The organism is Bacillus swezeyi (assembly GCF_030908325.1).
Classification (GTDB): domain Bacteria; phylum Bacillota; class Bacilli; order Bacillales; family Bacillaceae; genus Bacillus; species Bacillus swezeyi.
Genome location: NZ_CP133085.1, coordinates 2,847,740 through 2,861,739, shown reverse-complemented (window position 1 = coordinate 2,861,739; position 14,000 = coordinate 2,847,740). Strand labels below are relative to the sequence as shown.

The 14,000-nt window shown below is 45.1% G+C and carries 15 protein-coding genes; all 15 read left to right on the top strand.

Annotated features, from left to right (window positions below; genetic code table 11):
- Positions 1-12: 12 nt before the first annotated feature.
- The 15 genes from spoIIIAF to recN all read left to right on the top strand — a co-directional run bounded on the left by spoIIIAF (position 13) and on the right by recN (position 13,860).
- Positions 13-642 carry a stage III sporulation protein AF gene (gene spoIIIAF / locus RBH91_RS14040; RefSeq protein WP_148957350.1) on the top strand — a complete coding sequence of 210 codons (630 nt, stop codon included), beginning with the start codon at positions 13-15 and terminating at the stop codon, positions 640-642.
- On the top strand, positions 635-1,321 hold the full coding sequence (gene spoIIIAG / locus RBH91_RS14035) for a stage III sporulation protein AG (protein ID WP_076761820.1): 687 nt from the start codon (positions 635-637) through the stop codon (positions 1,319-1,321). Before spoIIIAF ends, spoIIIAG begins: the two co-directional genes overlap by 8 nt.
- A 4-nt stretch (positions 1,322-1,325) precedes the next feature.
- Positions 1,326-1,976: a SpoIIIAH-like family protein gene (locus RBH91_RS14030; protein ID WP_307894754.1), complete on the top strand. Its 651-nt coding sequence runs from the start codon at positions 1,326-1,328 to the stop codon at positions 1,974-1,976.
- A 176-nt stretch (positions 1,977-2,152) separates the two neighbouring features.
- Positions 2,153-2,638: an acetyl-CoA carboxylase biotin carboxyl carrier protein gene (gene accB, locus RBH91_RS14025; protein WP_307891978.1), complete on the top strand. Its 486-nt coding sequence runs from the start codon at positions 2,153-2,155 to the stop codon at positions 2,636-2,638.
- A gap of 11 nt (positions 2,639-2,649) precedes the next feature.
- Positions 2,650-4,002 (top strand): acetyl-CoA carboxylase biotin carboxylase subunit, encoded by a 1,353-nt coding sequence (accC, locus tag RBH91_RS14020; protein WP_307891977.1) that lies wholly within the window; start codon positions 2,650-2,652, stop codon positions 4,000-4,002.
- A gap of 47 nt (positions 4,003-4,049) precedes the next feature.
- Positions 4,050-4,433 (top strand): Asp23/Gls24 family envelope stress response protein, encoded by a 384-nt coding sequence (locus tag RBH91_RS14015; protein ID WP_076761957.1) that lies wholly within the window; start codon positions 4,050-4,052, stop codon positions 4,431-4,433.
- A 284-nt stretch (positions 4,434-4,717) separates the two neighbouring features.
- On the top strand, positions 4,718-5,107 hold the full coding sequence (nusB, locus tag RBH91_RS14010) for a transcription antitermination factor NusB (RefSeq protein ID WP_076761817.1): 390 nt from the start codon (positions 4,718-4,720) through the stop codon (positions 5,105-5,107).
- Positions 5,108-5,123: 16 nt separating this feature from the next.
- The gene (folD, locus tag RBH91_RS14005) at positions 5,124-5,972 is read left to right on the top strand and encodes a bifunctional methylenetetrahydrofolate dehydrogenase/methenyltetrahydrofolate cyclohydrolase FolD (protein WP_307891976.1); all 849 of its coding nucleotides are present in this window, start codon (positions 5,124-5,126) and stop codon (positions 5,970-5,972) included.
- A 78-nt stretch (positions 5,973-6,050) separates the two neighbouring features.
- Positions 6,051-7,400: an exodeoxyribonuclease VII large subunit gene (gene xseA / locus RBH91_RS14000; protein ID WP_307891975.1), complete on the top strand. Its 1,350-nt coding sequence runs from the start codon at positions 6,051-6,053 to the stop codon at positions 7,398-7,400.
- Positions 7,393-7,653, top strand: a complete 261-nt coding sequence (locus tag RBH91_RS13995; protein ID WP_076761814.1) for an exodeoxyribonuclease VII small subunit — start codon at positions 7,393-7,395, stop codon at positions 7,651-7,653. The genes xseA and RBH91_RS13995 overlap by 8 nt, the downstream gene beginning before the upstream one ends.
- Complete coding sequence (locus RBH91_RS13990; RefSeq protein ID WP_307891974.1) at positions 7,643-8,533, top strand: polyprenyl synthetase family protein; 891 nt, start codon at positions 7,643-7,645, stop codon at positions 8,531-8,533. The genes RBH91_RS13995 and RBH91_RS13990 overlap by 11 nt, the downstream gene beginning before the upstream one ends.
- A 264-nt stretch (positions 8,534-8,797) precedes the next feature.
- Positions 8,798-10,699 carry a 1-deoxy-D-xylulose-5-phosphate synthase gene (dxs, locus tag RBH91_RS13985; protein ID WP_076761956.1) on the top strand — a complete coding sequence of 634 codons (1,902 nt, stop codon included), beginning with the start codon at positions 8,798-8,800 and terminating at the stop codon, positions 10,697-10,699.
- Positions 10,696-11,541, top strand: a complete 846-nt coding sequence (locus RBH91_RS13980; RefSeq protein ID WP_307891973.1) for a TlyA family RNA methyltransferase — start codon at positions 10,696-10,698, stop codon at positions 11,539-11,541. Before dxs ends, RBH91_RS13980 begins: the two co-directional genes overlap by 4 nt.
- Positions 11,542-11,647: 106 nt before the next feature.
- On the top strand, positions 11,648-12,097 hold the full coding sequence (gene ahrC / locus RBH91_RS13975) for a transcriptional regulator AhrC/ArgR (RefSeq protein ID WP_076761811.1): 450 nt from the start codon (positions 11,648-11,650) through the stop codon (positions 12,095-12,097).
- A gap of 32 nt (positions 12,098-12,129) precedes the next feature.
- Positions 12,130-13,860, top strand: a complete 1,731-nt coding sequence (gene recN / locus RBH91_RS13970; RefSeq protein WP_307891972.1) for a DNA repair protein RecN — start codon at positions 12,130-12,132, stop codon at positions 13,858-13,860.
- Positions 13,861-14,000: the final 140 nt, after the last annotated feature.

Genomic DNA, 14,000 nt, shown 5'->3' with positions numbered 1-14,000 from the left:
GGAGGGTCTGATGTGGGATTTTTGACGGAATGGCTCACAAATATTATTTTATTTATTCTGCTTGCCATCGTCATCGATATGCTTCTGCCGAACTCCAGCATGCAAAAATACGCGAAGATGGTCATCAGCCTGCTGCTGATCGTTGTCATACTGAATCCGATCTTCACGTTATTCCGTACAGATCCTGACGTCATCTTTGAACAGCTGACGAAAAACGGACAAGTTCAATCAGGAGAAATAAAAAATCAGCTGAATTCAGAAAAAAAAGAAATACAAGCCTCACAACAAGCATATATTTTAGAACAGATGGCTGCCCAATTAAAAAAGCGTGCAGAGGAGATGTTCAATCATGACAAATATATGATAGAACAAGTGAAAATCTCTTCAGACGGACACTTGAAATCTGAGAAAGACATCGCTGAACATATGAAAGTCTCAGTCTTCATGAACTCCGCTTCCGAAAAAACGGTCCAAGCCGTCGCTCCAGTTGACATCAACCCGGGGGAAAGCTACGAGTCCAAGCGCGGCGAACAAAAGAAAGAGGCCGCGAACATTCAAGAGCAGCTTGCAGGCATATGGGAAATGAACCCCGAGAAGATTACAGTTCATATAGAAGGGGGAGAACAAATCGGCGATGAATAAAAGAAACTGGATCGAGAAGCTGATCGGGCATCTGCTCCCGAAAGAAGAGAAAGAAGGAAAAAAGCTTACGAAATATCACTATTTCCTGCTATTGTTTGTTCTCGGTGTTTCCTGCATGCTGGTAAGCCAGATCTTTTCTTCCGAACCTTCCCAAGATAAAGCGGATCAGCCAGTATCATCATCGAAATCTCAGCCTGAAAACAACGGACAGGGCCAGGAAAAGGAAGTGTTTAAACCGGCTGGTGATGACAAACCAAAGGACTCTATCAAAGATTATGAACAAGAATACGAGAATCAGCTTAAAGAGATTTTGGAAACGATTATCGGCGTAGAAGATGTGTCGATCATCGTCAATGTTGATGCGACATCATTGAAAGTGTTTGAGAAAAATAAGAAAACGCAGGAGACATCGACAAGTGAGACAGACAAACAAGGAGGAAAACGAACCGTGTCTGAAATCTCTTCCGATGAAGAGATCGTCATCATCAAAAACGGCCAGGAAGAGACACCGGTTGTTGTTCAGACGAAAAAGCCCGATATCAGAGGTGTTCTCGTTGCCGCTCAGGGAGTCGACAACGTTCAAATAAAAAAGACCATTATTGAAGCAGTGACAAGGGTTCTTGATGTTCCGAGCCATCGTGTCGCTGTTGCCCCTAAAAAAATGAAGGAGGATTCATAAAGTGATGCTGAAAAAACAAACGGTCTGGCTTTTAACCATGTTAAGTCTTGTCGTTGTGCTGAGTGTTTATTACATCATGTCGCCTGAAGGAGAGAATGTCGTCTCGGTCGATGATGAAGGACAAGTCGCCGCAGAAAAGGAAAAACCAATGGAAGAAAAACCGATGAAAGAGGAGCCGGCAAAAGATAAAGGTGCAGAGTCCGAAAAAGGCAAAACCGAGGGGAAAGAAACAAAGGATAAAGAAACGTCAGCCAGCGAACAAAGCGGTGAGAATGGAGCGGTTGTAACAGAAGAATCTTCGGGCGAAGACTTATTTACGACCTACCGCATGGAAATGGATGATCAGCGCAGCAGGGAAAGAGAGGAATTAACCGAAATTGTCAGAAGCGACAAAGCGACAGCAAAGGAAAAAAGCGAAGCCTACGATAAAATGACTGAGCTCAGCGAGGCGCAAGGAACGGAAAAAACGCTTGAAACCTTGATCAAAACAAAAGGGTACAAAGACGCTTTGGTTAATGCGGACGGCGACAAAGTCAACATTACGGTAAAGGCGAAAGAGCATTCCAAAGCTGCTGCTACCGATATCATTGACCTCGTCGCAAAAGAAGTAAAGAACCTGAATGATGTGGCCGTTACGTTTGAGCCAGCAGAATAAGAACATTTCCCGCTTGCGGAAAGCGGGTTTTTTTATGTCTTAAGTACCGACTAATGAGGCGCTCTTATGATAGTAGTTGAATTCGCCATTCCTCTCCTGTAAGATAAATATAGTATGTACTTTTAGTACTAACTGATAATAACCATTGATAAATTTCTCATTAGGGGTGCGATAGCATGTTAAAAATTGATGAAATTAGAGAATTGATAAAATTAATTGATGAATCTTCGATAAATGAATTTACATATGAAAGCGAAGGATCGAAGGTTGAGCTGAAAAAACAGAGCAATGCTGTACAGACCATTCAGCAAGCGCCGGCTGTTCCTGTTCAGGCGCCGGTTGCAGAAGCTGCCGTTCAGGCAAAGCAAGCACCTGTCCAAGAGGCGCCGGTCAAAGAAGAAGCTGCGCAAAATAACGGAAACCTTCATAAAATCACGTCTCCGATGGTTGGAACGTTTTATGCGTCTTCTACGCCTGAAGCTGATCCTTATGTAACCGTAGGTTCAAAGGTTGCGGAATCTTCTGTTGTCTGCATTGTCGAAGCGATGAAGCTATTCAATGAGATTGAAGCGGAAGTAAAGGGCGAAATCGTTGAAGTCTTGGCTGAAAACGGCCAGCTTGTTGAATATGGACAACCTTTATTTTTAGTAAAAGCAGAGTAAGGAGCAATAAGATGATCAAAAAGCTATTAATTGCGAATCGGGGAGAAATTGCTGTCAGAATTATCAGAGCTTGTAAAGAAATGGGGATCGATACGGTAGCCGTCTTCTCAGAGGCCGACAGAGAGGCGCTTCATGTTCAGATGGCGGATGAAGCATTCTGCATCGGACCGAAGCTTTCAAAAGACAGCTACTTAAACATCACCAACATCGTCAGCGTTGCTAAGATGACCGGAGCGGATGCGATTCATCCGGGCTACGGCTTCCTGGCGGAAAACGCGGATTTTGCCGAGCTTTGCGAAGAAGTAAACGTAACATTCGTAGGGCCGACGTCGGAAGCGATCTCCAAGATGGGGACAAAAGATGTCGCAAGAGAAACGATGCAGCAGGCCGGCGTTCCGATCGTACCTGGATCTAAAGGAATTATTGAAGAAATTGAAGATGCGGTTTCATTAGCACGCGATATCGGGTATCCTGTGATTATAAAGGCAACTGCCGGCGGCGGCGGAAAAGGTATCAGGGTTGCCCGAACAGAAGAAGAGCTGATCAACGGAATCAAAATCACCCAGCAGGAAGCAGCAACAGCATTTGGAAATCCAGGTGTGTATATTGAGAAGTATATAGAAGATTTCAGACACGTTGAGATTCAAGTACTTGCCGACACACAGGGAAACACGATTCATTTGGGTGAACGTGACTGCTCGATCCAAAGAAGGCTGCAAAAACTGCTGGAAGAGACCCCTTCACCTGCGCTGGATGAAGGGATCAGGGAACAGATGGGCCAAGCGGCCGTCAAAGCGGCGGAAGCCGTTCAGTATACGGGTGCGGGAACAGTCGAATTTATTTATGACTACCGTGAGCAAAAATTTTACTTCATGGAAATGAATACGCGGATTCAGGTTGAGCATCCGGTGACAGAGATGGTGACAGGCGTTGATTTGATCAAAGAGCAGATCAAAGTGGCATCAGGCGAAAAATTAAGCCTTACACAAGCGGAAGTTACCTTTAACGGATGGGCGATCGAATGCCGGATAAATGCGGAAAACCCTGAGAAAAACTTCATGCCTTCCCCGGGGAAAATCGAGATGTACCTGCCTCCTGGCGGCCTTGGCGTCAGAGTGGACTCAGCGGCTTATCCGGGCTACTCGATTCCCCCTTATTATGACAGCATGATTGCGAAAGTCATCACCTACGGACAGACGAGGGAAGAAGCTGTTTCTAGAATGAAGAGGGCTTTGAGCGAATTTGTGATCGAAGGTGTTCATACGACGATACCTTTCCATTTGAAACTGCTTGAGCACGAGACATTTGTAAGCGGAGAATTCAATACGAAGTTTTTAGAAATATATGATGTAATGGGGTCGTAATTTTTACGGAGGTGAGCAAATTGAAAGACGACAACAGCTTATTGGAAATGAGCCATGAAGAAAATCATTTAGGGAAAGTGGAGATCGCTCCGGAAGTCATTGAGGTGATTGCCGGAATCGCAGCTTCCGAAGTCGAAGGCGTGGCCGAGATGCGCGGCAATTTTGCAACAGGCGTTGTAGAACGCTTTGGCAAAAAGAATCACGGAAAAGGCGTCAAAGTTGATCTGTCTGACGGCGGAATTACGATTGATGTATACTGTGTGATGTTATTCGGCGTTTCCATTCCGAAAGTTGCAAATGCTGTCCAGGATAATATCCGCCAGACACTCCTCAATATGACGGCTCTTTCGATTAATGAAATTAATATTCACATCGTTGGAATTCAATTTGATTCAAAAACACAAGAAGTGGAAATTGATCAAGAGATGTAGCGCGGTTGAATGGGAGAACCAAGGGGAATGACGGCCCTTTGGTTTTTTCATGTTCCGTGTTTCTAAAAAATCATTTTCATAAGCATCATTCCGGCGGTGTCGATCAACAATAAAAGAAATGGCAATAAGATTTAAAAACGAATGATATAAAGTATTTTTTATTTATTATTCGGTTATAACCGATAAAACCGTGATTTTTCCATGCGAAAAGACCAAAAATATGATATGATCTCTTTGTGGCTTAAGCGGCAGCAGCAAAGAGGATTAAAGGAGAAAAAGTAAGAATGAAAAGAAGAACAGCAAGAGAAAAGGCTTTGCAGTCACTATTCCAGATTGATGTCAGTGATATTGAACCAATAGAAGCGATGCAGCATGCCCTTGATGGCCAGGAAAGCGACGCTTTTTTCGAACAGCTTGTTTACGGGGTCTTAGAGAACAGAGAAAAAATCGATGAGATGATCACGCGCCATCTCGTCAATTGGAAGCTTGACAGGCTCGCCAATGTGGACCGTGCGATTCTGCGTTTATCTGCTTATGAAATGGTGTTTTTAAACGACATACCTGTCAATGTCTCTATGAACGAAGCGATCGAACTGGCAAAACAATTTGGGGATGACAAGTCGGCGAAGTTTGTAAACGGTGTTCTTTCTAACATTAAATCCGATCTTGAATAATTTAGGAGGAGAGCAAATGACAGCAACCATCATCGACGGAAAAGAAACAGCAAAAGAAAAGCGCGGGCAGCTGGCCAAGGAAGTTGAAGAGCTAAAAAAACAGGGAGTTACCCCGGGACTGGCCGTTATTTTAATTGGTGACGATCCGGCGTCCCTTTCATATGTACGCGGAAAGAAAAAGGCAGCAGAGGCTATGGGGATGCGTTTTCAATTGGATCATTTTGACGCAAGCTTCTCTGAACAGGAGCTTCTTGAGGTCATTGACCAATACAACAATAATGACGACTTTCACGGAATTCTTGTCCAGCTGCCTCTTCCGGAGCATATTTCCGAACAAGCGGTGATTGAAAGGATATCTCCTGATAAGGATGTCGACGGTTTTCATCCGTTGAACGTAGGGAAGATGCTGCTTGGCGAAGATACATTCCTGCCTTGCACACCTGCGGGCATCGTCGAGCTGTTAAAGAAAACCGGCATCGATCTGTCAGGGAAAGAGGTTGTTGTCGTCGGCAGAAGCAATATCGTCGGGAAACCGGTAGGTCAGCTGCTTTTGAACGAAAACGCAACCGTCACATATTGCCATTCAAGAACGGCCGATATTACGGCGCACACGAAGAAAGCCGATATTCTCATTGTGGCTGTGGGGAAAGCCAATTTTATCACAGCGGATCAAATCAAAGAGGGAGCAGTTGTCATTGATGTCGGCGTCAACCGTCTTGACAACGGAAAACTCGCCGGAGATGTGGCGTTTGACGAGGCAAAAGAAAAAGCCTCCCATATTACACCTGTACCGGGCGGCGTCGGTCCGATGACGATCACAATGCTGGCCCATAACACGGTTAAATCAGCGAAACGTTTTAAATAACGCGAAAGCCGTTCACCCGCCAGAATTGATCTGGCGGATGAACGTTCATTGTGTCCGCATAAGAAAGGAGACTGTGCCATGAGTGAAGTATCATTTGTCACGGTCACGGCATTGACAAAATATATTAAACGCAAATTTGACGTCGACCCCCATCTCGATGATCTGTGGATCAAGGGTGAGCTGTCAAATGTTAAAATACATAGCAGAGGCCATATTTATTTTACGCTCAAAGATGACAATGCCCGCATCCAAGCCGTCATGTTTGCCAGACAAAACAAAAGCCTCAGCTTCACTCCCGAAAGTGGAATGAAGGTGTTGGTAAGAGGCGGCATTTCGGTCTACGAACCAAGCGGCAGTTATCAGCTTTATGCAAAAGAAATTCAGCCCGACGGCATCGGCGCGCTTCATCTGGCTTATGAAGAATTAAAGAAAAAGCTTTCACAAGAAGGTTTGTTCGATGAAAAACATAAAAAGACCATCCCCGCCTTTCCATCTGTCATCGGTGTTGTCACTTCTCCTACAGGAGCGGCTGTACGGGATGTCATCACCACCATTAAAAGACGATACCCCCTCGTAAAAGTCATCGTCCTCCCAACTCTCGTCCAGGGAATAAATGCGAGCCAGTCCATCGTCAACAGCATTGAAGAGGCCAACCGCAGGCAATTATGCGATGTATTAATTGTCGGGCGCGGCGGAGGATCGATTGAAGAGCTGTGGGCGTTTAATGAAGAGGCTGTCGCCAGAGCCATATTTTCTTCCGGCATACCGATTATTTCCGCTGTCGGGCATGAAACGGATTTTACAATCAGCGATTTTACGGCTGATCTGCGCGCGGCTACTCCGACGGGAGCTGCAGAGCTTGCGGTCCCTAATGTGCTTGATTTGTTGGAGCGCCTGAAAACGCTGGAAGCAAGAATGACGAAAACGATGCAGCAAGATTTGAGAAAACGGCAGGAACGAGTGAAAAACCTTCAGTCTTCTTATGCTTTCAGATATCCAAAACGGCTTTACGCGCAAAAGGAACAGGAGTTTGATCTCGTATTTGACCGTTTTCAAAAACAGCTTGCCCTGACACTAGATCGAAAAAAGCAGAAGCTGAACGAACAGACTTACAAATTGGAAATGCTTCATCCTGCAGAACAGCTGAAACAAGCGAAAAAGCACCATGTAGAACAGACAAACCGGCTGAAACGGAACATGAATGTGCAGCTCAAGCAGATTCACTCGCAGTTTCAAACGGTTCTTGGTAAACTGAATGCATTAAGCCCTCTCGAAGTCATGGAAAGAGGGTACAGTCTGACATATAAAGAAAATGAACTGATTAAAAGTATTGAACAGGTTCAGGAAAAAGATGAACTCCTGATTAAATTAAACGACGGGACGCTGACCTGTGAAGTACAGCAAAAGAGAGGCGAAACAAATGGCTGAAGATAAGAAGAAAAACCAAGAAGATCTAACCTTTGAAGAGGCCATGAAAGGTCTTGAAAAGATCGTATCAAAGCTCGAAGAAGGGGACGTGCCTTTGGAAAAAGCGATCGACTATTTCCAGGAAGGCATGGTTCTTTCGAAAATGTGCCACGAAAAACTGCAGAATGTCGAAAAACAAATGGACTACATTTTGCGGGAAAACGGGGAATTAGCTCCTTTCAGCGTTCGGGAGGAGGAAAAAGGTGAGAGTTAAGCTGGATGGTTTTTTAAAAACAAGAAAAGCATTAATCGAAGAGCGCCTTCCTTTATATATTCAAGATTTGCAAGCGCCGTCAACCCTTAAACAATCCATGCTTTATTCTTTGGAAGCAGGAGGAAAAAGGCTGAGACCGATTTTGGTGCTTGCGCTTCTTCATGCTTACGGCAAAAAAGAAGAGAATGGAATTCCGGTCGGCTGTGCGGTCGAAATGATCCATACGTATTCATTGATCCATGACGACCTGCCTTGTATGGATGATGATGATTTACGGAGGGGAAAACCGACAAACCATAAAATGTTTGGAGAAGCGACGGCCGTTCTTGCAGGAGACGCATTATTGACTGAGAGCTTTAAATTGATCACCTCCCATATGCCGGCTGAAGTGCCGGCTGAAAAACGCCTCAGGCTTGTAAATGAGCTTATTTTAGCCGCTGGAGCTGAAGGAATGGTCGGCGGTCAGATTCTAGACATGGAAGCGGAATCAAGATCCATTTCCCTGCAAGAGCTGCAGTCGATTCATGAAGGCAAAACGGCCAAACTTCTCAGTTTCAGCGTGATTGCTGGAGCTGTGCTTGCGGATGCTCCTGAAGAAGAAATTGAAAAGCTTCGCGAATTCAGCCATCATATCGGAATCGGCTTTCAAATCAGAGACGATATGTTGGATCTGGAAGGATCCGAAGATAAAATCGGCAAACGGATCGGGTCTGACACAACCAATGAAAAATCAACCTATCCGGCAATCCTTTCGTTAGAAGGAGCGAAACAAAAGCTGGACGAACATATTGAACAGGCCAAGCAGCTGATTTCAGAGCTATCCCTTGAAAAAGAGCTCCTTTATGAATTCTGCGACATGATTGCCCGCCGGGATCATTGAAATACCGGGGCTTCCATTTGAGCATTAAAGGCTGATTATGATAAACTGTAAACAGTTGAACAATCAAACGCCGCGCCGTTATCACGATGTGTTAGCGGCTGTTTTTTCAGACTGGAGCGTCCGCATATGCAAGTTTGCGCACGAGGGTGAGTTCATCATATAATAATCCAAGCTGGCAAAATGGAAGCTATCCTTTTTAAATAAATTTTAAAAATGAGCAAGGCGCATACTTGCAGAAATCATGCTGAAAGTGAGTTGATCCGATTGGATCTGTTATCTATAAAAGACCCTACGTTTTTAAAACATCTTTCAAATCAAGAATTGGAAAGCTTGAGCGCTGAGATTCGCCGTTTTTTAATTGAAACGCTTTCTGAATCTGGGGGCCACATCGGTCCGAATCTTGGCGTCGTTGAGCTTACCATTGCTTTGCATAAAGAATTTAACAGCCCGAAAGATAAATTTTTATGGGATGTCGGGCATCAATCTTATGTACACAAGCTCTTGACCGGCCGTGGAAAGGATTTTGCGACGCTGCGTCAGCATAAAGGATTGTGCGGCTTTCCGAAACGGAATGAAAGCGAACACGATGTCTGGGAAACAGGCCACAGCTCAACCTCTCTTTCCGGAGCCATGGGAATGGCAGCTGCAAGGGACTTAAAAGGAACAAACGAATATATCATCCCGATCATTGGAGACGGCGCTCTCACGGGTGGTATGGCACTTGAAGCGTTAAACCATATCGGACACGAACAAAAAGATATGATTGTCATTTTAAATGACAATGAGATGAGCATTGCTCCGAATGTCGGAGCGATTCATTCCATGCTCGGACGGCTTCGTACAGCCGGGAAATATCAATGGGTGAAAGACGAGCTCGAATATTTGTTCAAACGGATTCCCGCTGTTGGCGGAAAGCTTGCTGCAACAGCTGAGAGAATCAAAGACAGCCTGAAATACCTTTTGGTATCAGGGATGTTTTTTGAAGAGCTCGGTTTTACGTATTTGGGGCCTGTAGACGGACATTCCTACGATGAGCTGTTTGAAAACCTGCAATATGCGAAGAAAACAAAAGGCCCTGTACTTCTTCACGTCATTACAAAGAAAGGAAAAGGGTATAAGCCTGCCGAATCCGACAAAACCGGTACATGGCACGGAACAGGCCCTTATAAGATTGATACGGGAGACTTCGTAAAGCCGAAAGCGGCTGCTCCGTCATGGAGTGCGCTTGTGAGTGAAACGGTCCGGAGGCTTGCCCGGGAAGATGAACGGATCGTAGCCATTACCCCGGCCATGCCGGTTGGTTCAAAGCTTGAAGGTTTTGCGAGTGAATTTCCGGAGCGAATGTTTGATGTCGGCATTGCAGAACAGCACGCCGCCACGATGGCCGCCGGTCTTGCAACACAGGATATGAAGCCGTTTTTGGCGATCTATTCCACCTTCCTTCAGCGCGCTTATGACCAGGTTGTCCATGACATATGCCGGCAAAATTTAAACGTATTTATCGGAATTGACAGAGCGGGGCTTGTCGGTGCGGATGGCGAAACCCACCAGGGCGTATTTGATATTGCCTTTTTAAGACACATTCCAAACTTGGTTCTGATGATGCCGAAAGATGAAAATGAAGGCCAGCACATGGTCAACACGGCAGTCAAATACGATGACGGCCCTATCGCTATGCGCTTCCCGCGCGGAAACGGACTGGGCGTCAAGATGGATGAAGAGCTGAAAACGGTTCCGATCGGTACATGGGAAGTGTTGAGGCCTGGAACAGACGCTGTGATTTTAACGTTCGGCACCACCATTCCAATGGCGCTTGCGGCTGCGGAAGACCTTCAAAAAGAAGGAAGGTCGGTCAGAGTGGTCAACGCCCGTTTTATCAAACCGCTTGATGAAAAAATGCTGGGGGATATTCTGCATGAAGGGCTTCCGATTTTAACCATTGAAGAGGCTATGCTTCAAGGAGGATTCGGCAGCTCCATTCTAGAATTTGCCCATGACCATCAGTCATACAGCCCAATGATTGACAGGATGGGGATACCTGATCAATTCATCGAACACGGAAGCGTTGCAAAGCTTCTTGAAGAGATCGGTATGACGAAAGAAGATGTCATCAGACGAATAAAGATGCTGACCCCCGTAAAGACTCATAAAGGAATTGGATCATGACAGCTAAAAAAGAACGGCTCGATGTTTTATTAGTAGAAAGAGGGTTAATGGAAACACGGGAAAAAGCGAAAAGAGCGGTCATGGCAGGCATTGTCTACACGAATGAAAACAGGCTGGACAAGCCGGGTGAAAAGGTTGACCGCACCATTCCGTTAACCATTAAAGGAAACCCGTTAAAATACGTCTCAAGAGGCGGACTAAAGCTTGAAAAAGCATTGAAGGAATTTCAGCTTTCCGTCCGCGGCAAAATGATGATCGATATCGGCTCGTCAACAGGCGGCTTTACAGACTGCGCCCTGCAAAACGGAGCTGCATGCTCTTATGCGGTCGATGTCGGCTATAATCAGCTTGCTTGGAAATTGAGGCAGGATGAACGCGTCATCGTGATGGAACGCACCAATTTCCGGTATTGCACACCTGCCGATTTTATGGCGGGGCTTCCGGAGTTTGCAACAATAGATGTTTCTTTTATATCGCTTAAAATCATATTGCCTGTGCTTAAAACGATTTTAGTGGCGGGCGGCGACTGCATCGCTTTGGTGAAACCGCAGTTTGAAGCCGGACGGGAATCGGTAGGAAAAAAAGGAATTGTCCGAGATCCTCTCGTTCACAGGGCTGTGCTGGATGACATCAGTCAGTTTGCGGCCCGGGAAGGCTATCATTGCAAAAGCGCATCATTTTCTCCGATTACCGGCGGCGACGGAAATATTGAATTTCTTCTTCATTTGCATTGGAGCGGGCAAGATCAGCCCGGAACACCAATATCTGAGGATATGATCAATCAAATTGTCGAAGAGGCTCACAAGACATTAAAAGCGAAAAAGTCGGTTGAAAAGGAATAATAGTGGGCTATTATTCCTTTTTTACTGTAAACATGTACTTTCTCGTCAAAATCGTATAACATAATTGTATAAACATACACAATGGGTGTATAAACAGAGGTGTAAAATGAACAAAGGTCAAAGGCATATTAAAATCAGGGAAATCATCACTGCAAATGAGATTGAGACACAGGATGAACTTGTCGATATTTTAAAAAAGGACGGCTATAATGTCACGCAGGCGACCGTCTCGCGCGACATCAAAGAGCTTCACCTCGTGAAGGTGCCGACAAACAACGGTTCCTATAAATACAGCCTGCCTGCCGATCAGCGGTTTAACCCGCTCTCCAAATTAAAAAGATCATTAATGGATGCGTTTGTTAAAATTGATTCTGCAAGTCATATGATCGTCCTGAAGACAATGCCTGGAAACGCTCAGGCGATTGGTGCGCTGATGGACAATTTGGATTGGGAAGAAATCATGGGAACCATCTGCGGCGATGATACAATTTTGATCATCTGCCGGACAAATCAAGATACGGATTTGGTTCAGAAAAAAATCTTGGAACTTTTATAATATGAATGTCTGAAAAGAGGTGTCACAAAACCTTGTTAGCTGAATTATCGATCAAAAACTTTGCCATTATTGAAGAATTAACCATTTCATTTGAAAAAGGGCTGACCGTATTAACCGGAGAAACAGGCGCCGGAAAATCGATCATCATCGATGCCGTATCATTGCTTGTCGGAGGCAGGGGATCGTCTGAATATGTCAGGTATGGAGAAAAAAGAGCCGAATTAGAGGGGCTTTTTCTGCTTGACAGCGGACATCCGGTTTTTGATCTGTGCGGCGAACTCGGAGTTGAAGCTTCAGACGAAATGATCGTCATGAGAAGAGACATTAACGCAAACGGCAAGAGTATCTGCCGTGTCAATGGAAAACTTGTAACCATCGCCGCTCTTCGGGAAGTCGGCAGACTGCTGCTGGACATCCACGGTCAGCACGACAACCAGCTGCTCATGGAAGATGATCAGCACCTGCAGCTTTTGGACAGATATGCAGGCGAAGACATTGATCAAGCATTAAAAGCGTATCAAGAAGTATACAACCGCTACATGAATGTCATGAAAAAGGTTAAACAGCTTTCTGAGAGCGAACAGGAAATGGCGCATCGGCTCGATTTGATCCAATTCCAGCTCGATGAAATCGAATCCGCAAATCTCCAGCCGAAAGAGGACGAGCTCTTACAGGATGAACGGCAGCAAATTTCAAATTTTGAGAAAATATATGAAGCGCTGCAAAATGCCTATAATGCGCTGCGCCATGAGCGGGCGGGGCTCGATTGGGTCGGAATGGCTTCAAGTGAGCTTGAGAATGTCTCCGGCATTAACGATGGACTCAAAAAAATGTCTGAATCAGTTGCCAATGCATACTATATTCTTGAGGATTCAACCTTTCAGATCAGAAACATGCTTGATGAATTGGAATACGATCCTGAACGGCTCGATTTCATTGAATCGCGCTTGAATGAAATCAAGCAGCTAAAACGTAAATACGGCGCTACTGTCGAAGATATTCAAGCTTATTCGGCCCAAATTGAGGAAGAAATCGACCGCATCCAAAATCGGGACAGCCACCTTCAAACATTGCAAGCAGAGCTAGAGTCGGTCGGCAAAGATGTCGCGATTGAGGCAGCCAATGTATCAGACATCCGGAAATCCTGGGCGAAAAAGCTCGCCAAGCAAATCAAGCAGGAATTAAATGAGCTTTACATGGAGAAGTCGACATTTGATACAGAATTTCAAATCAAAACGGCGGATGCCCGTGATGATGCGCCAATCGTCAACGGCACTCCTGTCCAGCTGACAAAACAAGGTATTGACAGCGTTCGCTTTTTAATCTCAACAAATACGGGAGAACCGCTCAAATCTTTGTCAAAAGTCGCTTCAGGTGGTGAATTGTCAAGAATCATGCTGGCGATGAAAAGCATTTTTTCGGCGCAGCAGGATGTCACCTCGATCATTTTTGATGAAGTGGACACAGGCGTCAGCGGAAGAGTCGCACAGGCGATCGCCGAAAAAATTCACCGTGTATCGATTGGTTCTCAAGTTTTGTGCATTACCCATTTGCCGCAAGTGGCCGCGATGGCGGATACCCACCTTTTGATTACGAAACAATCGAAAGACGGGAGAACGACGACAAGCGTTACACCTTTGTCAAAACAGGAAAAAATATCTGAAATCGGCCGGATGATTGCCGGCGTTGAAGTGACAGATTTGACAAAGCGCCATGCAAAAGAACTTTTACATCAAGCCAACCTCGTCAAAACCACCGGATAAGCTGTTCATCGTGAACAGCTTATTTTTTATGGGCATTTTCTTATACACACGTTTCTTTATCATTTTATCCAATGATTTTCTTCCGTTCACAGTTATAAATCACTGTCAGGAAGGCAAAAGTAATGAATGTAGCGTAAAGA